Source organism: Salmonella sp. JXY0409-18 (assembly GCF_020268625.1).
GTDB classification, from domain to species: Bacteria; Pseudomonadota; Gammaproteobacteria; order Enterobacterales; family Enterobacteriaceae; genus Salmonella; species Salmonella enterica.
In genome coordinates this window covers 237,008-262,621 of the sequence record NZ_CP084216.1, presented here as the reverse complement: position 1 = coordinate 262,621, position 25,614 = coordinate 237,008, and the positions used below count along the sequence as shown (strand labels likewise).

Annotated in this window: 17 protein-coding genes; 5 read left to right on the top strand and 12 right to left on the bottom strand. The window is 54.7% G+C overall.

Annotated features, from left to right (window positions below):
• Nucleotides 1-182 precede the first annotated feature (182 nt).
• Nucleotides 183-539, top strand: coding sequence for a glycoside hydrolase family protein (locus tag LDB27_RS01205; RefSeq protein WP_001120251.1), 357 nt, complete (start codon nucleotides 183-185; stop codon nucleotides 537-539).
• Between the two features lie 5 nt (nucleotides 540-544).
• On the opposite strand, the gene LDB27_RS01200 is transcribed toward LDB27_RS01205, so the two are convergent.
• Nucleotides 545-1,147: a response regulator transcription factor gene (locus tag LDB27_RS01200; RefSeq protein ID WP_225519909.1), complete on the bottom strand. Its 603-nt coding sequence runs from the start codon at nucleotides 1,145-1,147 to the stop codon at nucleotides 545-547.
• Nucleotides 1,148-1,777: 630 nt separating this feature from the next.
• On the opposite strand from LDB27_RS01200, the gene LDB27_RS01195 reads away from it, so the two are divergent.
• From LDB27_RS01195 to LDB27_RS01185, 3 genes are all read left to right on the top strand, one after another.
• A complete protein-coding gene (locus LDB27_RS01195) occupies nucleotides 1,778-2,677 on the top strand; it encodes a LysR family transcriptional regulator (protein ID WP_023208289.1) in 900 nt (299 codons plus the stop codon).
• A gap of 72 nt (nucleotides 2,678-2,749) precedes the next feature.
• On the top strand, nucleotides 2,750-3,778 hold the full coding sequence (gene yhjD / locus LDB27_RS01190; protein WP_225519908.1) for an inner membrane protein YhjD: 1,029 nt from the start codon (nucleotides 2,750-2,752) through the stop codon (nucleotides 3,776-3,778).
• A 350-nt stretch (nucleotides 3,779-4,128) separates the two neighbouring features.
• Nucleotides 4,129-5,451, top strand: coding sequence for an MFS transporter (locus tag LDB27_RS01185; protein WP_001148981.1), 1,323 nt, complete (start codon nucleotides 4,129-4,131; stop codon nucleotides 5,449-5,451).
• A 39-nt stretch (nucleotides 5,452-5,490) separates the two neighbouring features.
• Here LDB27_RS01185 and LDB27_RS01180 read toward each other — a convergent pair whose 3' ends face one another.
• On the bottom strand, nucleotides 5,491-7,551 hold the full coding sequence (locus tag LDB27_RS01180) for an AsmA family protein (RefSeq protein WP_000158689.1): 2,061 nt from the start codon (nucleotides 7,549-7,551) through the stop codon (nucleotides 5,491-5,493).
• A 109-nt stretch (nucleotides 7,552-7,660) separates the two neighbouring features.
• A complete protein-coding gene (gene pdeH / locus LDB27_RS01175) occupies nucleotides 7,661-8,428 on the bottom strand; it encodes a cyclic-guanylate-specific phosphodiesterase (protein ID WP_000595626.1) in 768 nt (255 codons plus the stop codon).
• Between the two features lie 228 nt (nucleotides 8,429-8,656).
• Between pdeH and LDB27_RS01170 the strand changes: the two genes are divergently transcribed.
• Entirely contained in the window at nucleotides 8,657-9,586 is a 930-nt protein-coding gene (locus LDB27_RS01170; RefSeq protein WP_000037583.1) for a sugar kinase, read from the top strand.
• A 53-nt stretch (nucleotides 9,587-9,639) separates the two neighbouring features.
• Here the strand turns inward: LDB27_RS01170 and LDB27_RS01165 are convergent, their stop codons facing one another.
• The 9 genes from LDB27_RS01165 to bcsR all read right to left on the bottom strand — a co-directional run bounded on the left by LDB27_RS01165 (nucleotide 9,640) and on the right by bcsR (nucleotide 25,496).
• Nucleotides 9,640-11,127 (bottom strand): M16 family metallopeptidase, encoded by a 1,488-nt coding sequence (locus LDB27_RS01165; protein ID WP_001163179.1) that lies wholly within the window; start codon nucleotides 11,125-11,127, stop codon nucleotides 9,640-9,642.
• Nucleotides 11,128-11,346: 219 nt separating this feature from the next.
• Nucleotides 11,347-12,633: a C4-dicarboxylate transporter DctC gene (dctA, locus tag LDB27_RS01160; RefSeq protein ID WP_000858228.1), complete on the bottom strand. Its 1,287-nt coding sequence runs from the start codon at nucleotides 12,631-12,633 to the stop codon at nucleotides 11,347-11,349.
• Between the two features lie 157 nt (nucleotides 12,634-12,790).
• A complete protein-coding gene (gene hmsP, locus LDB27_RS01155; protein WP_001266362.1) occupies nucleotides 12,791-14,797 on the bottom strand; it encodes a biofilm formation regulator HmsP in 2,007 nt (668 codons plus the stop codon).
• Between the two features lie 173 nt (nucleotides 14,798-14,970).
• On the bottom strand, nucleotides 14,971-18,513 hold the full coding sequence (gene bcsC, locus LDB27_RS01150; RefSeq protein WP_001225206.1) for a cellulose synthase complex outer membrane protein BcsC: 3,543 nt from the start codon (nucleotides 18,511-18,513) through the stop codon (nucleotides 14,971-14,973).
• Complete coding sequence (bcsZ, locus tag LDB27_RS01145) at nucleotides 18,495-19,604, bottom strand: cellulose synthase complex periplasmic endoglucanase BcsZ (protein ID WP_000988811.1); 1,110 nt, start codon at nucleotides 19,602-19,604, stop codon at nucleotides 18,495-18,497. Before bcsZ ends, bcsC begins: the two co-directional genes overlap by 19 nt.
• A 3-nt stretch (nucleotides 19,605-19,607) precedes the next feature.
• Nucleotides 19,608-21,908 (bottom strand): cellulose biosynthesis cyclic di-GMP-binding regulatory protein BcsB, encoded by a 2,301-nt coding sequence (gene bcsB, locus LDB27_RS01140; protein ID WP_000823799.1) that lies wholly within the window; start codon nucleotides 21,906-21,908, stop codon nucleotides 19,608-19,610.
• 10 nt (nucleotides 21,909-21,918) lie between these two features.
• A complete protein-coding gene (gene bcsA, locus LDB27_RS01135; RefSeq protein ID WP_001275338.1) occupies nucleotides 21,919-24,543 on the bottom strand; it encodes a UDP-forming cellulose synthase catalytic subunit in 2,625 nt (874 codons plus the stop codon).
• The gene (gene bcsQ, locus LDB27_RS01130) at nucleotides 24,540-25,292 is read right to left on the bottom strand and encodes a cellulose biosynthesis protein BcsQ (RefSeq protein WP_000996131.1); all 753 of its coding nucleotides are present in this window, start codon (nucleotides 25,290-25,292) and stop codon (nucleotides 24,540-24,542) included. The genes bcsA and bcsQ overlap by 4 nt, the downstream gene beginning before the upstream one ends.
• The gene (gene bcsR / locus LDB27_RS01125; protein ID WP_000282616.1) at nucleotides 25,293-25,496 is read right to left on the bottom strand and encodes a cellulose biosynthesis protein BcsR; all 204 of its coding nucleotides are present in this window, start codon (nucleotides 25,494-25,496) and stop codon (nucleotides 25,293-25,295) included.
• Nucleotides 25,497-25,614 lie beyond the last annotated feature (118 nt).

Genomic DNA, 25,614 nt, shown 5'->3' with positions numbered 1-25,614 from the left:
AATCTTAATGATTGCAAATTTATAAGAAGATCGGTTACTAACCAAAAACATCAGTTTTTCATTCTGTCAACGCGGCGTGACGCTGAACGGCATAGACCTTTTCCCTGCCTGCGTTTGGCCGTCTGACCGCTAGCCACGCGTGCAGCACACTTTATAATCGCGCTTTTTATGAGAAAGATGCCATGCCGCACATTTCATCTCGCTTTAGCTCCGCCTGCATCGCGTTTATTAAACAGTGGCAGGGTCTGTCGCTGGAAAAGTATCGCGATCGGCAGGGTAACTGGGTGATTGGTTACGGGCATATGTTGACGCCGGATGAGACGCTGACGTTCATTACGCCCGACCAGGCGGAGGCATTCTTGCTGGATGACCTCAATAGCTGCGATATGCTGCTACAGAATTGTTTGCCGGAACTTAACGATCGGTTTCAACGCGAAACGCTTATTGCGCTGATGTTCAGCATCGGACATCAGCGTTTTTTATCATTAATCAATACGGGTGATATTTCACAGCCAGAAATAAGCGGACTGCGAATTTAACGTCGTTAATTCGATTCATTTAACATCATGGCGGCCTGGGTACGATTTTTTACATCCAACCGCCGGTAAAGCGACTCCAGATGCGCTTTAACCGTCCCGGTACTAATATTTAACGCCCGCCCAATTTGTTTATTTGATTCTCCTGCGGCAAGCATCTGTAAAATTTCCCGCTGGCGGTCGCTTAACGCTTTTATATCACGGGACTCCAGCTCCGTTGAATTTAACCAATCCCCCGGTAAAAACATCATCCCGCGAGCGACAGCATTGAGCGCAAGGACAAAGGTTTCGGCATCAGAATCGCGTGGCACCACGGCCTGAACGTTAAATTGCATGACTTCATGCAGCCACTTTTGACTGCCATCCATCGCCGTGATAATAATCTTCACCTCCGGAAATTGCTGCGCGATTCTTTGTAACACCTCGCGGCAAAATTCAGCATCCAGGCCGCTATCCAGCATGACCAGCGCATCCGGCGCGCTTTCTATTTTTTGCCAGAGTTCTTCTGCCTGACCGACACTCTGGATACTTATTCCTGGAATGTGCTGCTGCAAACTGATTTTCATTCCATGAATAAATATTGACTGCCTGTCAAACATGATTACCTGCATTACTTTTCTCCACCTGGGTAAGATAATAGTCTCAAGATGAGGAAGGGTATTACCCGTAGGGTAAAATAAGAAGTCGCCATTTGGTATAGGCCATTTTACCGATAGTCATTGGTTGAGGAAGGGAAAGGTTATGAATATTTACAGCTTCAACATCGGGATTACAGAATTCGCTAAAATTAGCGTTTTAAAGTAAGGAATATCTTATTAGTACAAACAGACAAGGCTAATTTGAATATTAATTCAATGAAGAGTACGCCTGGCGCGTCACAAAGGAAATATCTGCTTTTCGCCTGATGTGTTACAAAAAATAAAGTAGCACATTTTGTTAAAAAATAGCCAATCTGCCTGAAAACCGCGACGATGGGTCAATGACAATACCGTGTATGTACATGCATTTCTCTCTCCCACTACACCCGCGGCTATCAGCGTGTTTTACCGCTCTCGTCCCGTTTATCGGCTTTTTGGCGCTAAAAAGCCTGGCCGGAAGGCGATAAATCCGCCGCGCAACGTGATCAGACGTATTCGTCACGCGAGCAATGATTGCGAAAGGGCTTATTAGATGCTAGAAAATCAATAAAACCAGCCGCTTCAGCGTCACTGTTTCAATAAAAACAATAATAGAGCCTGATGATGGATAAAATATATGCAATGAAATTGTTTGTACGCGTGGCGGAACGGGAAAGTTTTTCCCGTGCAGCAGAGGATATCGGCCTTCCCAAAGGCAGCGTCTCACGGCAAATACAAGCGTTAGAACATCAACTGGGCATCCGCCTGCTCCACCGCACCACCCGGCGGGTACAGCTTACTCAGGACGGAATGGTTTACTACGAACGGGCAAAAGATCTGTTGAGTAACCTTGATGAACTGGAAGGTCTTTTCCAGCCTGATCCCGCCAGTATCAGTGGCAAAATACGGGTAGATATACCGCCATGTCTCGCAAACAGCCTCATCATGCCGCGCCTGCCCACTTTTTTGCATCAGTATCCCGGCATTGCGCTGGAATTTTGTAGTAGCGATCGACAGGTCGATTTACTACGGGAAGATTTCGACTGCGTGGTGCGCACAGAGCCGCTACATGCGCCAGGGATACTGACGCGCCCGCTTGGCAAACTGAGGATGGTGAACTGCGCCAGCCCACAATACCTGGCGCGCTTTGGGTATCCAGAAAACCTTGACGACCTCGCCTCACATGCGGTGGTGCATTATTCATTAACACCGGGAGTCTCTTCACCGGGTTTTGCCTTTGAAACTCCCCACGGTATGCAGTGGGTAAAAACCGGCGGAATGCTAACGGTAAACAGTACGGAGACCTGGCATACGGCCTGTCTGGCAGGATTAGGGATCATTCAGACGCCGCGCATTGCTGTACGGGAGGCGTTACGCGCCGGAACGCTCATTGAAATTTTACCGCAATATCGCGCCGCTCCACTGCCGGTGACGCTGCATTATCCCCATCGCCGTAATCTTTCCCGCCGGGTACACCTGTTTATGGTATGGCTGACTGAAACCATTAAAGAGGCCGCAGAGTAGCCGCATTTTCAGCATCCACCGGGGAGAAGCTATACTGACATATTCTATTAATGATGAAGGACTACCGACCTGATGACGCAGGAAAATGACGTAAAACGCCCTATTCAGGAACTGGAGCACGACCCGATACAAAAAATAGAAACGCAGCCGCATGACGCCCCGGAAAAAAACGAAAAGGCAAATCAGGCGTTGCATTCCGTCACCTCCCTGGTGCAAAAAATTCAGCGTCAACCAATGGTGGCCCACCTCATTCGCGCGACCGAACGTTTTAACGATCGACTGGGTAATCAGTTTGGCGCGGCTATCACCTACTTTTCGTTTCTGTCGATGATCCCGATAATGATGGTGTCCTTTGCCGCGGCAGGTTTTATCCTCGCCTCGCACCCTAATCTACTGGAAGATATTTTCAGCAAGATATTGATGAATGTGAGCGATCCTACGCTGGCGTCCACGCTTAAAAATACGATTAATACGGCGGTTCAACAGCGTACCACGGTAGGGCTGGTCGGACTGGGTATCGCGCTCTATTCCGGCGTTAACTGGATGGGCAACCTGCGGGAAGCGATTCGCGCCCAGTCACGGGACGTCTGGGAGCGCAAGCCGCAGGATCAGGAGAAAATCTGGCTCAAATATCTACGCGATTTTATCTCGCTGATTGGATTATTAATCGCTTTAATCATTACGCTGTCCATTACTTCCATCGCCGGTTCCGCCCAGCAGATGATCATCTCCGCCTTGTATCTCGACAGCATCGAATGGTTAAAACCGGCCTGGCATTTGATCGGTCTGGCCATCTCTATTTTTGCCAACTATCTGCTTTTCTTCTGGATTTTCTGGCGACTGCCTCGCCATCGTCCCCGTAAAAAAGCGTTGATTCGCGGGACATTTATTGCCGCTATCGGTTTTGAGGTGATTAAAATCATTATGACCTATACGCTGCCGTCACTGGTGAAATCGCCTTCCGGCGCAGCGTTTGGCTCCGTACTCGGTCTGATGGCCTTCTTCTACTTTTTTGCCCGTCTGACGTTATTCTGCGCGGCCTGGATAGCCACCGCCGAATACAAGGACGACCCGCAAATGCCGGGTAAAACGCAACGCTAGTCTGCGGCTTGCTGCCGAATGGCACGCACGGCGTCGTCATTCGGCCTACTGCTGTGTGTACCCAGGCCGGGCAAGCAAAGCGTACCCGGCGGTACAATCAGGCACGTCCTTCCGCCTCATCTCATTGTTTCAGCATATAAATCCAGTAATTAACTTTTATTTAACCAGAAACCAGTTTTATCCACCAATTCTAAAATTATGTGAAGCATTTCATAGACGCAAAATGGCTGGCTTAAACATTATCCCCTTTTTGCGCTTTTTTTGACCATTTTTGGCTTTTGTTACACATTGAAATATAACTTTTGCTGTGCGTAATATGGCTATTCGTTCGCTAAAAATAAGAAAATAGTATGCAAGCAACCGCCACAACACTCGACCATGAGCAGGAACATGTTCCGGTAAACTCACGCAATAAAGTCGTTATTGCCTCGCTTATCGGCACCGCAATTGAGTTCTTCGACTTCTATATTTACGCCACCGCTGCGGTGATCGTGTTCCCCCTTATCTTCTTCCCCCAGGGCGATCCCACTGCGGCAACGCTACAATCGCTCGCCACCTTCGCTATCGCGTTTGTGGCGCGTCCGATCGGCTCTGCGCTATTCGGCCACTTCGGCGACCGGGTAGGCCGCAAAGTCACGCTGGTGGCTTCGCTGCTGACGATGGGGATCTCCACGGTCATTATCGGTCTGTTACCGGGCTACGCGACGATAGGTATTTTCGCGCCGTTGCTGCTGGCGCTGGCGCGTTTCGGTCAGGGACTGGGGCTGGGCGGCGAATGGGGCGGCGCAGCGTTATTAGCGACGGAGAATGCGCCGCCGCGCAAACGCGCGCTGTATGGCTCCTTCCCACAGTTGGGCGCGCCGATCGGCTTCTTTTTTGCCAATGGCACCTTCCTGTTGCTCTCCTGGCTGCTGACCGACGAGCAGTTTATGAGCTGGGGCTGGCGCGTGCCGTTTATCTTCTCGGCGGTGCTGGTGATTATTGGCCTGTATGTGCGCGTGTCGCTGCATGAAACGCCGGTGTTTGCGAAAGTCGCCGCAGCGAAAAAACAGGTAAAAATACCGCTGGGCACGTTGCTGACGAAGCATGTCCGCGTAACCATTCTCGGCACGTTTATCATGCTGGCGACCTACACGCTGTTCTATATCATGACCGTCTATTCCATGACTTACAGCACTGCCGCCGCGCCGGTAGGGCTTGGCTTGCCGCGCAATGAAATACTGTGGATGCTGATGATGGCGGTGATTGGTTTCGGCGTGATGGTGCCCGTCGCCGGCCTGCTGGCGGACGCATTTGGCCGTCGGAAAAGCATGGTCATCATTACCACGCTCATCATTCTCTTCGCGTTGTTCGCCTTTACCCCGCTGCTGGGTTCAGGCAATCCAGCGCTGGTATTCGTATTCCTGTTGTTAGGCCTGAGCCTGATGGGACTGACCTTCGGCCCAATGGGAGCGCTGCTGCCGGAGCTATTTCCGACGGAAGTGCGCTATACCGGCGCATCGTTTTCCTACAATGTGTCATCAATTCTGGGCGCTTCCGTCGCGCCATATATTGCCGCATGGCTGCAAAGCCACTACGGGCTGGCGGCGGTAGGGGTTTACCTGGCGTCAATGGCGGCGCTGACGCTGATTGCACTGCTGTTAACCCATGAGACGCGTCATCAGGCGTTGTAATAGGACGCCGGATGGCATCATCCGGCGCTACGTTTCACGTTACTGCTTCATCTGCGTTAAAATCGTCCGGCACTGATTGGCTTCGCCTTCAGAGGGCGAAATGAGCGCCAATAGCGCGGCGGCGGGCGTTACCAACGTCGCCAGCGCTGCCGCAACCGCGCCGCGCGCAATCAGCGGGCCGGGCTTGACGCCCGCCTGCGGATTTTTAAATGTCCCACGCACGTACAGCGGCGATCGCAGCGTAATAATACGAATCCCCTTACTTTCCGGATCAATGGTTAAATCGAGCTGTTCAGAGGCGAAGCTCGCCGTACCGGTCACGTTAATCAACGCATTTTCTGTATCAAAAGCAAAAATTTGCGGTCGCGCCACGCCGTTCGCAATATTGAGATTCGCCGCCGCGCAGTTAACCCGCACTTCGTCATCGCCAAAAATCTGCCCGACAATATAGTTGCCGACGTTCAGCCCCACGATTTCCATCAGGTTGCGGCTAATCAATCCATCATTCATCAATAATTTCAGATTGCCGTTACTGTTGCCAAGCAGCGCGGCGACCGAGTTGCCCGTCCCGCGAATATCCGCATCGCCGTTCAGCTCGCCCAGCGTTTTCTGCATCAGCTCCACATCCGGCATCAGTTCTTTAAGCTTCAGCCGACGCGCCTGTATATCCGCCCGCCCCTGCATTGGCTTTTTATCCCCTTCCAGATGGATGTTGGAGACAATACTGCCGCCTGCCAGACCAAACTTCAGCGGCTGTAGACGTAAGTCGGCGTTTTTCAGGATGATATGGGTCGAAAGATCGCTAATCGGTAGACTGCCGCCATGCTCAATACGTCGGCCTTTAAACCGGACATCGGCGTCCATAACGTCCCATTTGTCGGTTTCAAAGCGATCGTAAGGCAACACTTTATCCGCCGGCTGAACATTCTTCTCGCCTTTGCGCTGTTCAGACCGTTTCGACTGCTCAGCGTCTTTCCCGGAATCCACGCCAATCAGCGGCCCAAGATCGGCCAGTCGTAACTGGCGCGATTCGACATCGCCTTCCAGTTTAGGGCGCGGTTTACCGGTGGTATAAGTGAGGGAGCCGTGGATATCACTGTCGCCAATGCGCCCGTTAAAACCGCGATAATCAAATACCGATGACTTTTCGGCGTCAATTTTCGCCACCAATCGCCCATCGGTCTCAAACGGCGGCGTATCCGGCAGCAGCACGCCGGTTAAATCATATAAATCGCCCAGTGAATCGCCAGAGAATTTAAGCCGCAGATCGACGCCGCCCATTTTCATCGGCTCGTTCACCACGCCGCTAAAAGCCACCCGCGTGTTGCCAGAGCGGAAATCGGCCTGCACAGGAAAAGGCGTACTTTCGCTGCGTAGCGCCAGCATACCGCCTATTTTGCCCGTACCGGTCAACGGTTCCCCGTTATAACGCCCCTGCGCCTTCAGGCCGAAGACATAGTCGCCCACGCTGGATTTGTCTTCTTTTCCTTTCGTTCCCGTCACTTCGCTGAACGGCAACGGTTTGCCTAACGGATCGATCAGAATAGTGATATCCGCTTTGCTGACCTTATCATCGATCGCGATTCGCCCCTGGTCGAAGAGAATATTATCCAGCCGGAAGGACCAGGCGGAAGGTTTAGCATTGGGGTCCGTATTCTTGTCTTGCGCGAGGTTAAAGGTCCAGTTATTGGTTTTCTCAGACAGGCGAATAAGACGCGCGTCGGGTTTCACCAGTTTGATCCACGGCAGCCAGACGGTTTTGGTCAGGAGCGCCAGTGGGGCAAGCGTCGCCTCAACGCGTGGCAGATGTACCATCGTGACTTCCGGAATATCCGGCGGATTGCCGACAATGACGTCTTCCGCGTGAACATGCGGCCACGGTACCCAGCTTCGCCAGCCGGTCTCCTGTTTTTGGCGCTCCCACACCACGCCTAAATCGCCGCGAATAGCGAAAGGCCGGTTCAATTCGGTAGAGACTTTCTGGTTGATGGTCGGTTTGAGGCGGTTCCAGTCAAATGTTGCGATCAACAAAATCACTATGGCGATCAACAACAAGAAAGTCCCTGTGATGGCGGCGGTTATTTTGCCTGCTTTAGTCATGTGTTATTTCCTCACTTCTTCCCTTGCCTGTCCTAAAGATAGTTCAGCCAGACGAAAAAGGAGGATGACCGCGCCTCGTAATACCACGTATTACGGGAACAGTCTGGCATTACAGGGTCAGAATCACCTCTTCGAGCGATATCAGCGGCACGGGTCGAGAAAGAAAATAGCCCTGGGCGGCAAAGGCGGGCGAACGCTGCACATCACGCCACTCTTCCAGCGTCTCCACGCCCTCGACAATAACGCCGCGGCAGTAGCGGTTCATCAGTTGCAGCAGCAGAGTGAACAGGTTGCGTCCCTCCGGGGACTGACGCAGCATGACGAACAGCTCGCGCGCCACTTTAATGTAGTCATAACGCACTTCGCTCAGCGCTGAAAAATTGGCCATACCGGTACCAAAATCATCCAGCCACAGCGGGCCGAACTCACACATCGAGGCGAAAGAGGAGTCTTTCGGCAAACGAATATGTTCCACCAGTTCGAAACGCAGCCAGGGTAAGCGCTCCATCGCTGCCAGAATGTCCGGCTGTCGTCGCATGGCAATCAGCGTAGGGCCGTCGACATTGACCGATGCCAATAAGTGATGACGAGTGAAAAAATCCGCTTTTTGTTCAAGCTGATGAAGTTGTTCTTTCACTACGTCAATGCGGTGTCGAACCGCTAACTCCGCGAAATAACGATCCGGGGCAATACGTCTGGAAGGGTTATCAGGATGGGTGACGACAGTGAGAAGTTCAACCGCCATCAAACGGCCATCCGTCTGGTATATCGGCTGGTAAGTATAGGCACGCTCGCATTGCAGCCAATAGCGCCGTTCCTGCAAATTTTCTATACCTGCATCAGGAACGCGTAGCTGCTGGATAACCTGCTTTATCATCTCAGTTGTCCTGTTAATGGGAGTGTGACTGTCCGGACTCGTCAAAGGTTATCGGCGTTCAGGCAGAGAACTTTACCCTCGGTCCCTGGCAAAATAAAAACAGACCACGAAACTTGTCAAAAATACGCACTTGCTCAAAAAAATAATGGACCGATGTTTTAATATTATTGACCACTAAACATCCACAGCGCACACTAACGCTAATTTTTACAGATCAGGTTCACGACTATGTCTAAAAAGATTGCCGTGATTGGCGAATGCATGATTGAGCTGTCGCAGAAAGGCGCTGATGTTCAGCGCGGCTTCGGCGGCGACACGCTGAATACCTCCGTTTATATTGCCCGTCAGGTCGATTCTGCCGCTCTGGCCGTTCACTATGTGACGGCGCTGGGTACTGACAGTTTCAGCCAACAGATGCTGGAGGCGTGGCAGCATGAAAATGTGGATACCTCGCTAACGCAGCGGATGGAAAATCGCCTGCCAGGCCTCTATTACATCGAAACCGATGATACTGGCGAGCGTACCTTCTACTACTGGCGTAACGAAGCGGCAGCGAAATTCTGGCTGGAGAGCGAGCAGTCAGCGGCTATCTGCGAGACGCTGGCAACCTTCGATTATCTCTACCTGAGCGGCATTAGCCTCGCGATTTTAAGCCCAACCAGCCGTGATAAACTGCTGTCTTTATTGCGTGAATGTCGGGCCAACGGCGGGAAAGTCATTTTTGATAATAACTATCGCCCGCGTTTATGGACAAGTCGCGAAGAAACGCAGCAGGTCTATCAAAAGATGCTGGAATGTACTGATATCGCCTTCCTGACACTGGACGATGAAGACGCGCTATGGGGTCAGCAACCGGTGGAAGAGGTCATTGCCCGCACCCATGCGGCAGGCGTGCAGGAAGTGGTGGTAAAACGCGGGGCGGACTCTTGCCTGGTCTCGATTCAGGGCGAGGCGCTCATTGACGTTCCGGCAGTAAAACTGCCGAAAGAGAAAGTGATAGACACCACTGCCGCAGGCGACTCCTTCAGCGCCGGTTATCTGGCTGTTCGTTTGACGGGCGGCAGCGCGACGGATGCCGCGAAGCGCGGACACCTGACGGCCAGCACGGTGATTCAGTACCGTGGGGCCATTATTCCGCACGACGCGATGCCGCAGTAAGTCATTCGCTCTTGCCCGGTGGCACTGCGCTTACCGGGCCGGCAGGCGGCAGCTTACTGTGCCGCCGGTGTATCCGTCACTTCCGGATGCGTCTCATCTGCTTCAACAGCGGCGGCAGTTGTCGGGACCATGATTTCATCCCACGTCGCCTTTAACGCCTTCATATTAAATTCCGGCTCGCCTTGCGGTTGCAGCAAAATCAATGCCATCTCCTGCGATAGCTGCTGACGTAGATTCTGATTGAGCATATCGACGGTCAGGCTGTTGAGGAAATTCTGACGCAACTTCTGATACTGCTCCGGCGCGATATCCACCACCTGATTCTGCAGCGAGCGCATACGCTGTCCAGCCAAAATGTCAGTATCGGTACGCGCGTAGGTCGCGAACAGCTTTTGCAATTCGAGATTTTTCTGCGCCACCAGAGCAGTAAACTCCTCTTCCGACAAACCTTTATCGCGTACTTTCGCCAGTTCATTCGCCACCAGGCTCAAATTGGTATTGAGCTTATCATTAGGTGATTCAATGTTGATGGCGCACTGCGCGCGCAGGAACAGAACCCGGCAGTCAAACCCCAGGCCAATATCTTTCGCGTTATTTTTAGTAAGCTCTTGCTGGATATGCCAGAACAGCGCTTCACGCGCCAGATCCGCCTGCCAGTAGCGCAACAGCGCCGCCGATTCGCGAATCGGTTGCCACGGCGTATCCCACATAATGGAGAGACGATCCTGGCGCACCGCATCGGTCATAATGCTCACTGATTCCGCCCGCAGCGGCGAAAGCGTCGGCACCGGGGCGGGCGTTTCGCGTTTACCTTTCAGCGTACCGAACGTTTTATTGATCTGCTCGGCGACGGAGCGCGCATCAATGTTGCCGACAACAATCAGCGTCATGGCATCCGGGGTGTACCATTTTTCATAGAAAGCCTGAATTTTGGCTGCGTCTACCGGCTGCTTTAACGGTTCCGCGGGATCGTGCCCCAATAACGCCGATCCTTTCAGCCGATAACGCCACCAGCCCTCTTTAGTATCTGCTGGCCACGTCGCAACCATATCTTCGCTGCTTAACGCATGATTCACCGTCTCTGGCGTAATGGTTAATTTACCGGAGACGTTAGCCAGATAGGTCAGCGCTTCTTTCAGCAGATCGTTACGGTTATTGGGTAAACTGAGGTTATAGAGCGTGGAATCATAAGAAACAATAACGGGCGGCATGGGACGTTTCGGATCAAACCCTTGCTGCCATAAAGAACGTGCCTGTGCGGCATCCAGACCACCGCTTTGCGTCAGCGCGATACGGGGAATCGCATGGCTGAACCCGCTCTGTTGCGTACTTTCGGTGAGCGAACCGGTATTAACCTGGAGACGAACTTCAATACGATCGCTGGGGCGCTGAGGCGTAGCCAACACTTGCCACTGTAACCCATTAGCCAGCGTCCCCTGTTGCCATGCCGGATCGGGCTGGAGCGCATCTGCCTGCACATAGCCGGCAGAGGCCAACATCAACAGACTGCCCGCTAAGAGTCGAATTTTTGTGCCCTGCATGTGAACCCCTGATCAACAATCCTGGTAATAAAAAGACAGCCCCGGCAGGGATGCCTGAATATGACGTAAAAACACTTCGTGTTAGACCGCGAGAACCTAAAAATGTCACGGAAGAAGTGAAATAATCCCTAAGCATCATGCTGTATGCTTTGGGCGCAGGGGTCAATTATGCGCAAACACCCGCAGTCCTGGAAGGGACTACGGGCATAAGTGGCGAGATTAGGAGGAAATTTCGTGCGTTTTGCCATCCGGCGCACGATTATTAAGCACATCGTCCAGCTTTTGGTGATCTAACTCTTTCACCCATTTGGCAACCACCACCGTCGCCACGCCGTTACCCACCAGGTTAGTCAGCGCGCGCGCTTCGGACATAAAGCGGTCGATACCGAGGATTAACGCCAGTCCCGCAACCGGTAAATGGCCCACGGCGGAGATAGTGGCCGCCAGCACGATAAAGCCGCTTCCGGTCACGCCCGCAGCGCCTTTTGACGAGAGCAGCAGCACGACCAGCAACGTGATCTGGTGGAAGATATCCATATGGCTGTTGGTCGCCTGGGCGATAAACACCGCCGCCATCGTCAGGTAGATAGAGGTGCCATCGAGGTTGAACGAATACCCCGTCGGGATCACCAGCCCTACCACCGACTTACGGCACCCCAGTTTTTCCATCTTATCGAGCATACGCGGCAACGCTGACTCGGAAGAGGAGGTGCCGAGCACAATGAGTAATTCTTCCCGGATATAGCGAATAAATTTAAAAATGCTAAAGCCCGTTACCCGTGCAATCGTCCCCAGCACCACCACCACAAAGAGAATACAGGTGATATAGAAGCAGATAATGAGCTGCCCCAGTTGCACCAGGGAACCGACGCCGTATTTACCGATGGTGAAGGCCATCGCGCCGAATGCACCAATCGGCGCCAGGCGCATGATCATATTGATGATGCCGAAAATGACCTGCGAAAAACTCTCAATCACATTGAAAATGAGCTGGCCTTTGCTGCCCAAACGGTGCAGCGCAAAACCAAACAACACCGCAAACAGTAAGACCTGCAGAATGTTGCCGCTGGCAAACGCGCCGATCACACTGCCCGGTATAACATCCATCAGGAAGGCAATAATGCCCTGCTCCTTAGCTTGTGCGGCATAAACGGCCACCGCCTGCGCATCCAGCGTTGCCGGATCGACGTTCATCCCGGCGCCAGGCTGCACGACGTTGACGATGATAAGACCGATAATCAGCGCAATCGTACTGACAATTTCAAAGTAAAGCAGCGCGACCGCGCCGGTACGGCCCACCGCTTTCATGCTTTCCATGCCTGCGATGCCCGTCACGACAGTACAGAAAATGACAGGAGCGATGATCATCTTAATGAGCTTAACGAACGCGTCGCCAAGCGGTTTCATTTGTGCGCCCAGTTCAGGATAGTAATGGCCAAGGAGAATACCAATGGCGATTGCCGTCAGGACCTGAAAATAAAGACTTTTGAACAGAGAGGTTTTCATAGGGTGTCCTTGAAGTAAAAACCACAGGTCTTGTAAGGTTATGAGTAACCTGCGGCCTTAAAATAACACCCACACAACATGACAGAAATGCGCCAGGATCATAATTGAAACAAAAATGTTAAAAAGTTTGAGCTGGCTCGCACAAGCGCGACCTTTTTTAACTTTTGTAATCAGGATTTTCGTGCGACAGATACCGTTCTTCAAAGATATCCGCGGGAACGGGCCGAGCAAACAGGAAGCCTTGCGCGACGTTGACTCCCGCCTGTTCCAGCCACGCGCGTTGCGCCTCGTTCTCCACGCCCTCGGCAATCAATTGTAAATTAAGACTGCGGGCCATCAGGATAATCGCCGTCACCATACTGTGATCATCCGGTAACCCATCGACAAACATTTTATCAATTTTAAGGATATCGACCGGTAGCGACTTCATATGCTGTAACTGGCGCAGCCCCGCGTAACCCATGCCAAAATCATCCAGTGCGATACGCACGCCAGCATTACGTAACGGACGTAAGATAGCGACGGCAGCGTGCGGATCGTCGATACGGCGGCTTTCAGTGACCTCAAGAATCAGCGTACCCGGTTGAATACGATAGCGGTTTAACAATTCCAGCAGCTCCGATACCATGCCAGGGTGCATGAGCTGTAACGCGGAAAGATTGACGGAGAGCGGCAATGTCACGCCGCGCTCCTGCCAGGCGGCAAGCTGGCGGCAGGACTCTTCCAGCACCCAATGGCCTACTGTGACCATCAGGCCGCAGGATTCAATGCGCTCAATCAGCCCCTCCGGCAATTCCCAGCTACCGTCCGGCTGCTGCATACGTAACAAGGCTTCGGCGCTTAATACGTTGCCGCTGCGCATCTCGACCTGCGGCTGCAGCCAAATGGCAAACTGATGATTATCCAGCGCGGTAAGGATATCGCTCTCTTCGGTAAGGCGCTGTTGAGCGGCCTCCATCTGCGCCGGGTCAAAGAACTGGATCTGATTTTTACCTTTTCGGCGCGCGGTAAACGCGGCGGAGACGGCGCGACCATAGAGCTCTTCGGCGGTCAGATCGCCATAATACATCGCAATGCCAATACTGCAGCTTGGGCGCAGTTGAATACCCTGAATGGGCAGTCGTTCATTAATGATAGTGAGTATTTGCTGACCTAATGTGATGGCGTGCCACGGCTCTTTGACGCCGTGGGCGATAATGGCAAAGTCATAGCCGCTGACCTGCGTAAGCACCATGCGCGGCGCCAGCACCGACTTCAGCTTCTCAACCAACGTCAGTAATAGAATCTCCCGCTGCGTTTCTTGCAGCACGCCTGCCGTGTCACGCAACGTTTCGCACGTCACGATAATAAGCGCGGTGGTCTGTTGGCGGGTGATAACCTGTTCCAGCAGCGCCATTAAAAAGGCTTTATTGGGCAGCTCGGAAACCGGAAAACGCATCGCGTTGTCCGTTTGCTCCTCGCGTTGACGCTGCATAAGCTGCTGGTTGAGGTTATAGCTGCGCACCAGCATCCCAATTTCATCATCCTGATGCAGACGCGGCAACGCCAGCTGATGTCCGATCAGCTCCTGCTGCGGAATGTCGTTCAGCTCGCGGGCGATTTTGCGCAGCGGATGCACAATCAGGCGGTTTACGCACCAGGCGATGGCCACCGTCAGGATCAGCGATAAAAGTAAGTAAATGGTCACTAACGTAGAGAGCGCGCTCATGACGAATTTGTACATACGGTACGAATCCGCCTGCAATACAAGGTAGGCCAGCGGTTGCGGATTGGCGGGACGCTCCAGCGAATAAACCGGCAAAGAAATTTGTACCGGCAGTTCGAAGAGACGCGTCACCATAACCGGGACGGGGCGTTCAGGAATGAAGCGCTTACGCAACGCCTGGAACTGATTCGGCAATACCACATCGGCGCGACTCACCACGCCCGCAGGTTTAATACTTTCCAGAATGGTTTCCGCGCCGGGGAGATCCGCTTTTAAAATCGCGGAAGAAAGAGGTTCCCGAACAGATCGCGCGATGCTTTCCAGTTGCGTAGCCGTGTTGTAGCGGTTCTGCTGTACCAGATGGAACAACAAAACGGTGCAAAAGACAAAAACAAACACCATGACAACGGCCGCAACCATTGCCATCTGTTTAATTGTTAACGAGCGGCTGACGCGCAAATTGACTCTCCCTGGATATCCCGGACTGCCGCCTGAGTATACCCGATTGCAGCGGCATTAAGAGAGGCTGTATCTGAAAAGGACTTTTCTGAATAACGGTTAATAATAGCGTCTGATGGCGCTGCGCTTCTCAGGCCTACGACGCCTGTCAATACGTAGGCCTGACGCAATAATTACCAGTCAGCGTAAGGCACCAGAGGCTGCGGCGGTAAATCCATATCCCCCTGCCAGCCCGCCGCGGAATAACGGACATACAGCAGCAGATGACTGGGGGTATAGTCTTTCGCCTGCTGAATATCGACAGCCGTACCCACAAACCAGTTGGCAGTGACCCGGCGTTCAATGAGCGCCCGTGCGGTATAGCCAAATCCCTGGCTGCTACCGCCGCCGTTGGTCTGGTCACGCGCATCCTCCTGATAATCCGCCGGGATCAAATTCATCAGCGGATAACGCGGCATGGTACGGTTGCGGGAGTGCGACCAGGATACCGAGCCGCCTAGCTCCCACGACCAGTTTTCCGTACGCTGCCGCCACATCACCGGCACCGCAAACGACAGGTATTCCTGCGGGCTATAATAACCGCCCTGACCCAGTGAATAACCGCTCAGATCTTTGTCGTAATGCCAGATCATGTTATTCAGCCCGACGGTAACGCGGCGGTTATTCTCGTTAATCACCTTATAGTAATAACCGGTCATCCAGCGCACGCGCCAGTTATCTTCCACATTTTTACCGCTCAACTGGTCGCCGCTGAGCGACGCCCAAACACCGTTTGCTTCGCCTTTATCATAGCTGAGACTGACGCCGCCGCCGTTGGCCCGCACGCCGCCCCATTTGGTGCCGGTATTGCTGCTGGCGTCCTTTTGCCCGCCAAACGCCAGCAGCGAGCTGGAGATCGGGCGACGATGCGCGTTCAGGGTATAACCCAACGGCCCGATATCGTCGCTATAGCTGACGCCGCCGACCACATCAACGACATTAAAGCCCATCGGCGTCGTGCCGATATCCCAGCGCCAGGTCTCATTCTGCCAGCCGACCGCCACGCTCGCGCCCGTATCGGCCTGGCTACGATGTCCGCTGCATTTCTCCAGCGTACAGGTACCCCAGTTATTATCGTATTTTCCATCCGCATCCGTAGAGAAGCGGCCAACATCCATATTCACCATATCAGTACGAAAGAACGCCCGCCCGTCCGACCAGGGCGCATCCACCTGAAGCATCGTGGTATGCGCCTTCAGATCGGAGTAGCCGCCAGTCCCGCTCGACCCCCAATAATCGTGCGCCAACGTGACATTGAGATCCTGCTGACGGTACAACTCCGCCGCATCGCTACGCACGCCGCGTTTTAGCCAGTCATCTTTTTCATCATTGCGCGTCAGGCGGGTAAAGGTATCGTTATCCTGGGGACGAACCGGCGTAATCGCCGCGGCGACCATTGCGTCTTTGTAGGTCTCCAGCGCCCGCTGCGGCTCGCCCGTTTGCGCCTGAAAAGCGGCGGCGTCACGCAATACCATCGCGCTTTCCATTGATGGCGGCTGTGCTTTTGCCTGCGGCGTAATGCGGTTGAAGGTCCGCGCCGCCGCCGTGATATCGCCAAGCTGGAGCTGCGCCTGCGCGACGCGGCGCTGCATGTTAAGAGAGGTGATTTGCGACGCAGGCAGCGCCGCCAGTTGAGCGCGCGCCGCGGCGTTATCGCCCTGTGCGATGTCGATTTCCACCCGCCCCAGCATGGCATCGACATTACCCGGTTCCCGCGCCAGAACGGCGTCATAAGCGGCGCGGGCCGCCGCATTATCGCCACGCTGCTGCGCCCAGTCCGCCAACGTTAACGCAATGCGCGTAGAGGGAGGCTGCTGACGTAACAACGCTTCCGCTTCGCGTTCTTTGCCGCTATCGCGCAAGCGGTTAGCGCTTTCCAGCACCTGGTTACTTTGCAATCGGCCCGCCAGTTCCTGAATATTGCTGTTCCACTGGCTGGTCGGCAGGGTATTGAGATGCGCCAGCGCCGCCCGGTCCCGATCGCTGCCGGAAAGATAAAGCCCATAAGCATAGACCTGTTCCGGATCGTTTGGCTTCTGCTGCGCCAGAGAGCGCATTTGCGCATCGGCCTGGGCGTGCTGCCCGGCCTGCCACAGATCGCGTGACAGTCGGTACGTCACCCACACGCTCCCCGGATCTAATGCCAGCCGACGACGGTGCAGTTCTGCGGCCTGCGCCCATTTGCCCTCGCTTTCCAGCGTTTCCGCCTGCTGCGCCAGACGGTCATTTTCCAGACTGCGTTCGATATCGTCGATACTGCGCCGCTGGCTGGCGGAAAGAGAAGCGATAAACGCGGCGGCTTTTTGCGGCGACTGCTGGCGATAAAGATTCGCCAGCCCGCGTACAGCATTTGTATTACCGCTATCCATACGCAGCGTCTGCTGATAATAACGTTCGGCGGCGGCATTATCTTTGCGCGCCATCGCCACATCCCCCAGCCCCAGCACCGCGTAGCTGTCGGTGTTATCCACTGCTCGCGCCTGCTGATAGAAACGCTCCGCCTGGGCCAGATTATTCGCTTTTAAGGCCGCGTCGCCCTGCTGAATTAACAGCCAGTAGCGATTGACCTTCAGCAGACTCTCCCACTTATCGCGGCTGCTGCTGTGCGGCGCCATCGCCAGCGCTTTTTCAAACTGCGCGACGGCGCGGGCGCGATCGCCACGCTGTGAGTATGCCTGCCCAAGCGCGCCGACCGCCTCGCTGTCGTCCTGCCGGGCGCTCACCGCCTGCTGCAATTGCGCAATAGCGTTGCCGCCTTCTCCGGCATTAACCGCCGCGATGCCCTGCGAGCGCGCGCGAAACGCCGGATCGGCTAACTGTTTTTGCTGCTCGCTAAGCTGGGCGCGGGCGGCAGACACGCTATCGCCTTCGCTAAACTGCGTCAGATAGTCTTGCAACGCTTTTACGCTGGCGTCGCTCACCGGGAGATCTTTTATCTGCTGGTACCAGATGGCGGAGGCCGCGCTGCGTCCCGTACTGGATTTCGCCATCTGTTTTAGCACCGCAAATCCCTCATCGCGCCGCCCGCTGGCGAACAACAGTTGCGCCAGCGCATTTTGCAGAGCGTTATTACCCGGACTGACGGCATTGATTTTCTGTAGCTGGTTAATCGCTTCGTGACGGCGGGCGGGCAATTTCGCCACGGTCGTCCAGTATTCGACCGCCAGTTCGCCCTCCGGCGGATAACCTTTAAACAGCTTGTCGTAGCTGGCGATCGCTTGTTCAGTATGGCCGGTCGTCGCCAGTAAACGCGCCTCCTGCAAAGACTGACGTCCTTGCGGCGTGGAGAGCAGCATCGCGGTGCGGGAAGATTGATACGCCGTCGACTCCGGCGCCAGTTGCGCCAGCCGGTCAAGTAGCTTCTGCGCCCCATCGCTATCCCCCTGGCGCAACAGATAGCGGAAACGGGCGGCGATAACCTGTGGATCATTGGGGTCGATCAGCTCCAGGCGATAGAGCGACTGACGGACTAAGTCCTCACGGTGCGTGGCCTCGCCCAGCCGAACCTGCTCCAGCAACTGTTGCTGCGCGGAGGTCGCTGCGCCGGCAAGCGGTGTTAGCGCCATACCAAGCGATAAACCCAACAATGCCCGAGAAACGCCCCTTTTGCCAGGTAAGGCATTTCGACCGCCAGCCGGCAAAAAAGCGTGCATGAGACTTAACGTGAACTTACGCATTCCTGGCCCCAGTCAGGTAATAATTCACCTTTGACGGTGAAGCGAAAACGGTGCTGATCCCAGCCTTGTCCAAAGAGAGTCAGCACATAGTTGTAATAGGCATCGCTGCCAGGAAAATGGTCTGCGACCCGCTGTCGCTGCACGGCCTGGGCGTCGCGATTTTGCAGGAAAGGCAGTAAGGCGGCGGAAAACCCGACCGGCCCCGTCCCTTGCGCGTTCCCGCTGACGACATCCACTTTCTCCGGTGGAACGCCGTTTTTCATCGTTAACGTCGCCATCGGTTTAAATCGCGCCAGTAAACGCGCTTTTTGCGGATCGCCATCATGCATCATTCCCGCCCATAAATAGACGCGAATCGCATCGTAGCTACTGATCAGCGTCTTTTCCGCTTTCAACTGCCAGCCTTGCTTGCTTTCATAACGCACCCAGTCCGGCGAGAAACCTTTCGGCGCGGTTTCCAGCAAAAGCCGCAAATTGGTTTCCCGTAGCGTCGACCACGGCGCGCCAAAACGGCTAAAGTATTGCGCCAACTGCGGCGGCAGATAGCTTGGGTTAAAACGCCAGCTATTCGCCTCGGCAAAGCCGATTTTGCCAGGTAGCAGCATTGAGCCCAGCCCCGGCACATTCACGACCTCTTCGCGGGCGATGCGTTTTAGCAACGCCGTGCCCACCTCGGTATAACGCGTCTCTTTCCACAGACGACCGGCCTCCAGCAGCGACCATGCCATCCAGATATCGCCGTCGGACGCGGAGTTGCTGTCCAGCACCGACCAGGTGTCGGGATCTTTTTGCCCCCACAGCCAGGCGGGCAGATGTTCACGCAGCGATCCCTGCGCCAGATTGTTTTGCGTCCAGTTAAACAGTTGCGCGAACGCCGGTCGATCGTTCGCTGCCAGGGCAAAGAACATGGCGTAGCTTTGCCCTTCGGAGGTGGTAATTTTTCGCGCATCGCCCGGATCGATAACGCGTCCCTGCTGGCTAATGTAATCTTTCTTGAACTGTTCCCACGCAGGCCAGCTACAGGCTGCCTGCGCATTTATTGCCGTCAGCATGACGAGCATCGTTATCCATCCGCGCAGCATAGTCATCATGCGTTACTCATGGTCAGGGTCGAGACGACGGCGACTGAGAATACGTAGCAGACGCCACAATACCCACGCCAGTAATACCACACTGAGGGCCGCCAGTACCGCCAGCAGCACCGGGTGATTCGCCAGCGCATACCACAGCCGCTCAAACCACGGCAGATGTCCGACGTAATAGATATCGCCAACGCGCAGACTGTGAACGCCGGACTCGCGGATCACCGCCACGGAACCAAACATCGCGGCGCGTTTACCGCTGTCATTCACGGCGTCGTTCAGTAGCTGGTAGCCGCGTGGGCTGTCAGCCAGCAGAGCAATCACGCTGCGCTGATCATTAAACGGCGACTGGAAGCCCACCACCGCCGCCATCGGGCCGCTGGCGGTGACGGTGGACTGCGCATCCGCCGCACGATCGGCCTCATCCGGCATAATCGACGGGAAAGCGGTCTGCCGCATCGGGGTTTTTACCCAGCTTTGTGTCGCCTGCACCAACAGATCGATACGCTTATCATCTTTTAGCTTGCCCGGAATAGCGCCAATAATCAGCAGATCGGCGTCTTTGTCGGCTATCTGAGCGCTATCATCGGTGATGGTCAGATTAATTGCCGGGAAACCGGTCTGCCCGCCAATGGCGCCGACCGTATTCAGCAGCGTTTCCATTTGCGCTTCGGTTGGGGTCTTCGGCATCACCGCCAGCGTGTCAGACAGGTCGGCCATCCGGCTGAACGGGAAACCCGCATTGGCGAACGCGCGTAAATCCGGCATCGCGATAAAGTGGTAATATTTCGAAAAATCGATAGTGGAGTCATCCCCTATCACCACATGATTCGGTACCGGCTGGAAGGTAATACAGTTGTCCACCGACCCGCCCGGCATCGGGTTCATGTAGCGGAAGTCAAAACGTAGTTGGTTCATCGCCCCCAGTTTGAGCGCCGGAATAGACACATCCGTTTTACCATCCAGCAGTCCCTGAAGTACCGGCAAGCGCAACAGGAGTCGATTAGTTTCCTGCGTGCTATTAAGGCTAAAGGCTTGCAGGAACTGGTTATTCAGACTGATATCCAGCCGTGAACTGTCTTTGGTCGGCGGCGAGGTATAACGGTAGTTGAGATCCATATCAATACCGTTGCTACGCAGCAAATAGAGGTCCGGCGGCAGATTCAAAGAAACGTTGATGGGCGCCGGCTCCAGCCCACTCGACTGGAGCTGCTCTTCATAGGTTTTCAGCTCGCCAAAAGTGACCGGGCGATCGGTACGCACCCAGTTCGGCGCATCATACGGTTTGCGCGCCAGCAGCGGTTTTACATCGTTGACCACCACGCTGGAACCACGGAAGAGAATATTCCCTTGCGCGATACCTTTTGCCGCCTGCAACAGGTCTTTATCATCACGGCCAAACACGACCAGCAACTTCACATACGGATTATCCGGATGGCTCATCATCTCGATAACCGGCGCGTTAACCGCAGGATGATCGCGCAGGAAATCGGGGCGTCGATCGTTGGTGGCGAACACGATCGCATTGCGATCCGGCAGGTGATTATACAACACCGGGAAGCGCTGACCGCGCCAGCCCGCCCGCGAGCCAAACCAGGACGCGACAATAGAAGCCGCCTGCTGCTGCGCCAGGTCCGGCATGTCAGCAAACACTATCGGCAACGTCACCGGACGGTTATCCCGCGGATCAAAAAACGGCACCGGAAAGTGGGACAGATCGTTATTCACCGCCAGCATGTTATAGGTCAGATCCAGGGCGCTATTTCGCCCGATGTCTAACCACAGAGTACTGCTGGCCGGGTTTTCACACACGTCGCGATAGTGGCCGACAAACTCCAGCCGCACCCGGTTAAAGTCGGTGATAAATAGCGGATTGATAGGTACCTGCGCCAGCGTCTTTTTCCCCAACTGCTCTTTTGTCACCGGCAGTACGCCCATCAGTTCGTCATTGAGATAAACCTTGAGCTGCGACTGAACCGGCAGGAGCGACGGCGAGGGCGTATATTCCAGATTCAGCACCGCTTTCGACGCCACTTCATCGCTGCGCATACCAAATTCAATGCCGCCGTTAGGGTTAACGCCACGCAGCGCCATACTGCCCGGCGGCGGCGCGATTTGCGCAAAGGTCAGCTTGACCTCGCGCGAAGGCGCGGTCTGCGCCACGACGAGCGCCTCAGTTGCGGGCGACGGCGCAGGCTCGGTGGGTTCAGCATTTATCAATGGCGGCATCGCAGGCGCCGCCGCCGTCATGAAAGCAGGAAACGCGCTTAATCCTATTACCGCCGCACACATCCAGGACAATTTTCTTTTCATCGCATTATCATCATTGTTGAGCCTGAGCCATAACCCGATCCGACGGCTGTATCGCCGCTTGCCGCTCCGGGCGACGCGGAATAAACGATACAATCCAGGCAATTAACGCCGTCAACGATCGGAAAATTACTTTTACTGAAGGCGGCGCGAACTCCGCGAGGTGGCGATATCCGCGGAAGCCCAGCTTCAGAATATCCAGCAAGCTTTCCAGCGGTTTATCTTCCGGGAAGCTATCTTGCCAAAGCGCCCACGTATCGGCGCGCGCGAAGGTACACTGCACAAAATCAATATGTTGTTTGGTGGTGAGCGGCATCAGTTGCAGCCCGACCTCATTGCCCGTTACGCGCACCACCTGCGTTGGAAAGACATATTCCTGCTGCCCGCGTTTAAGCAATAGATTCACTTTCTGCCCTTCCAGCACCTGCGCCTGACCGTTGATCTTGATGCCTAACCCGCCGTCGGAGAAGTCATGTACGGTACAGGAGAACAAATGTCCATCTTCGCGGGCGATGGCCCCCGGCATGGCAATCTCGACCCGATGCGCGCGCCTGACCTGTTTACTCTCTACCGAAACCGCAACCGCGCCGCCGAGAATGACCAGGTTGTAGAAGACCCACACCAGGCTAACGATGACGGTCAGCGTTTCATTTTCCGGCCCGTAATAGTATCGCCATACGCCCGCCGCCACGCCGAGCAGGTTAAGCAAGACAAGGAAGATATACGGACGCGAGATTACCCAGTCGACGTACTTCTCTTCCACCAGCCCGCCTTTCGCCGTGACGTTAAATTTCCCTTTGTGCGGATTGATCAACGCGACCAGAGTCGGCGGTGCGATATACCATGCCAGTACCGTTTCATAGATTTCACTCCAGAAAGAGTGACGATACTTGCCCTGAATCTTCGAGTTAGTCAGGCTGGCGTGGACCATGTGCGGTATCACAAATAGCGCAATCATCAACGCAGGCGCATAAATGATATAGGCGTGCAGCAGCAGAAAAGCCAGCGGCGCGGTCAGAAAGATCAGACGCGGAATGCCGGACAAGAAATGGAACATCGCGTTGAGGTAGCACAGCCGCTGCGCCAGTTTTAAGCCTTTACCAAACAGAGGGTTATCGAGGCGGAAAATTTGCACCATGCCCCGCGCCCAACGAATACGCTGCCCGATATGCGCCGACAGGCTTTCCGTCGCCAGCCCCGCCGCCTGCGGAATGCGCATATACGCTGAGGTATAACCTCGCCGGTGCAGCCGGAGCGAAGTATGCGCATCTTCCGTCACCGTCTCAACGGCGATACCGCCAATCTCATCCAGCGGCTTACGGCGAATCACCGCGCACGATCCGCAAAAGAAAGTGGCGTCCCACATATCGTTACCGTCCTGTACCAGTCCGTAAAACAGCGTGCCTTCGTTAGGCGTTTTACGAAAACGTCCCAGGTTGCGCTCAAACGGGTCCGGGGAGAAGAAATGATGCGGCGTCTGCATCATCGCCAGCTGTTTTTCTTTCAGGAACCAGCCCATTGTCATTTGCAGAAACGAGCGTGTCGGCACATGGTCGCAATCGAAGATCGCCACAAACTCGCCTTTCGCGTGTTTTAGCGCATTGTTGATGTTGCCGGCTTTGGCGTGTTCGTGCGTGGCGCGGGCAATGTAATGCACGCCAACATGTCGGGCAAACTGACGAAATGATTCGCGCCCGCCGTCATCAAGGATCCAGATATTCAGCTTGTCCTTCGGCCAGTCAATGCCAAGCGAAGCGTAAATGGTATTTTTGACTACATTAAGGTCTTCGTTATAGGTCGGTACAAAAATATCCACCGTCGGCCACTGCGACATCTCTTTCGGCAACGGCACCGGTTGACGATTTAACGGCCACACCACCTGGAAGTACCCCAGCACCAGCACAATCCAGGCGTAGGTTTCCGCAAACAGCAGAATCAGCCCGCACACCAGACTGACCGGGTCGTCCCAATTTAGCGTCGAGGTATAGCGCCACCAGATATAACGACAGGAGACCGTTAGCGACAGCACGATGAGCATCAGCGCGGAAAAGCGTCCCGGCATACGTCGTACCAACAGCGCAACGCCCCACAGCAACAGCAGAAAGATAAATTGCGATAGCGGGTTAAATGGCTGCGTAATACAGATCAGCGCCAGTATCAGTGAAAAGGTCACGATAACGCCCAGAATAAAACGCCGGGCGCCGTTGCTAAGATGTCCCAGCTCTTTTTCCTTTTCCAGGTGCGTTGTCTTTTGGCGCACCCGTTCCGGTAAGGTATCCATCCATTGATGGTAACGTCCACAAACGTCCTTCAGGCGCGCAAATGACCGCCAGCGCGGTTCATGACGTTCTTTAGTCGACGAGATCATCACCAGCCAGAGGGTCTGAATGAGGTAACGGGCCGGGTCCAGCGGGCGCGGGCGGGCGGCGTTAATATGCGGATAAAGCGCTTTATGCCCGTCGCGAATACGCTGCCAGCGCGGATGCTCAAGCGGAAACACTATCCACGCCAGAATCGTCCACAGGCAGCCGAGCGCTGCGCTAAACGGCGACGCGCCGTGGCGGCGGTAACCCTGATAGCGCTCGCTCAAGCGCGCGCTAACCGGCGGGATAAGCAGCCACCGGGAAAGGGCGCTCATCGCGGGCTCCCGGCGGACGTTTTGTCGCCCGCATCATGCAGCAGGCACCAGTTCGCCAGCGTTAACACCTCTTCGGCGGCTAACGAATCGCTGCGATATTCGCCTAACGGCTGTTTCGACGCCATGCACTCCGCCATCGCCTCATCGCGATGGATCACAATAGGCAGCAACCGGCGCTGGCTTTGCAGCCAGACCTGGTACAGATCGTCCTGTAACTGGCTGCCGATGCGTAAGTCATTGATCAGAATATGCGCTCCGGCAGGCAACGCCTGCTGATGAAGGCGAATATGGCAGTTAGCGTCAACCTGGGCTATCGCCAGCGTATGGTCGCAGAGGCTCACCAGCTGCCCTGTCAGCGGTGACGCGCCGTAGGGCAAGTCCAGTAAAATCCAGCTATAACGCCCGCTCGCTTTCAGCGCCTGGATAGCCGATCCGATCTCTCCCAGCGTCTCCTGCCAGGCCTGCGGATTTTCCCGCTCTTGCACGGTGAGCTGTCCAAACGGCAGTAGATCAAGCTGTGAGGTATAACGTAATCCAGCATCGCGCCAGTCCTGGCCGTCCAGCAACGATCGCGCCCAACCGCCCTGATGGACGAAGTCGACGTTAAACGACATACGCAGCAGGTTATCGGGGCTGGCGTCAATCACCAGGACATTTTCCCCTAAGATTTGTAACGCCCAGGCGAGTGCTGCGGTGAGAGATGTGGTTCCCACCCCGCCGCGCACGCCCTGCAGTCCCAGAATCGCCATTCATGGCTTCCTTAATGAATGTGGTTGCGCAAATTCAGCCAGGAGTGGCCATCTTTTAATCGCCGCCGCCAACTGTTCGCGTTGGGAAATATCGGTATAATCTATTTCGGGTAGTGAAAACGCCTGGCTTAATGCCAGAAAATCATTTTGAAAAGTGTAGCCCAACGTTGGATCGGACTGAGCGCCAGGTTCATTGTTATACATTCTGGTTGCTCCTTTTTAAATATTTCTCACTGGCAGCATTACGCCCCGTAGTCAATACGGGAGAACGCGCATTTTTCATCTTTCCGTGACATCATTTATAATGTGTAAAAATGCAAAG

Excerpts from the sequence above, each read along its gene's own strand:
- yhjD (WP_225519908.1), top strand. The coding sequence starts at position 2,750 with ATGACGCAGGAAAATGACGTAAAACGCCCTATTCAGGAACTGGAGCAC.
- bcsB (WP_000823799.1), bottom strand. The coding sequence starts at position 21,908 with ATGAAAAGAAAATTGTCCTGGATGTGTGCGGCGGTAATAGGATTAAGC.
- bcsR (WP_000282616.1), bottom strand. The coding sequence starts at position 25,496 with ATGTATAACAATGAACCTGGCGCTCAGTCCGATCCAACGTTGGGCTAC.
- LDB27_RS01195 (WP_023208289.1), top strand. The coding sequence starts at position 1,778 with ATGGATAAAATATATGCAATGAAATTGTTTGTACGCGTGGCGGAACGG.
- bcsC (WP_001225206.1), bottom strand. The coding sequence starts at position 18,513 with ATGCGTAAGTTCACGTTAAGTCTCATGCACGCTTTTTTGCCGGCTGGC.
- LDB27_RS01170 (WP_000037583.1), top strand. The coding sequence starts at position 8,657 with ATGTCTAAAAAGATTGCCGTGATTGGCGAATGCATGATTGAGCTGTCG.
- LDB27_RS01200 (WP_225519909.1), bottom strand. The coding sequence starts at position 1,147 with ATGCAGGTAATCATGTTTGACAGGCAGTCAATATTTATTCATGGAATG.
- LDB27_RS01185 (WP_001148981.1), top strand. The coding sequence starts at position 4,129 with ATGCAAGCAACCGCCACAACACTCGACCATGAGCAGGAACATGTTCCG.
- LDB27_RS01165 (WP_001163179.1), bottom strand. The coding sequence starts at position 11,127 with ATGCAGGGCACAAAAATTCGACTCTTAGCGGGCAGTCTGTTGATGTTG.
- dctA (WP_000858228.1), bottom strand. The coding sequence starts at position 12,633 with ATGAAAACCTCTCTGTTCAAAAGTCTTTATTTTCAGGTCCTGACGGCA.
- bcsA (WP_001275338.1), bottom strand. The coding sequence starts at position 24,543 with ATGAGCGCCCTTTCCCGGTGGCTGCTTATCCCGCCGGTTAGCGCGCGC.
- pdeH (WP_000595626.1), bottom strand. The coding sequence starts at position 8,428 with ATGATAAAGCAGGTTATCCAGCAGCTACGCGTTCCTGATGCAGGTATA.
- bcsZ (WP_000988811.1), bottom strand. The coding sequence starts at position 19,604 with ATGATGACTATGCTGCGCGGATGGATAACGATGCTCGTCATGCTGACG.
- bcsQ (WP_000996131.1), bottom strand. The coding sequence starts at position 25,292 with ATGGCGATTCTGGGACTGCAGGGCGTGCGCGGCGGGGTGGGAACCACA.
- LDB27_RS01205 (WP_001120251.1), top strand. The coding sequence starts at position 183 with ATGCCGCACATTTCATCTCGCTTTAGCTCCGCCTGCATCGCGTTTATT.
- LDB27_RS01180 (WP_000158689.1), bottom strand. The coding sequence starts at position 7,551 with ATGACTAAAGCAGGCAAAATAACCGCCGCCATCACAGGGACTTTCTTG.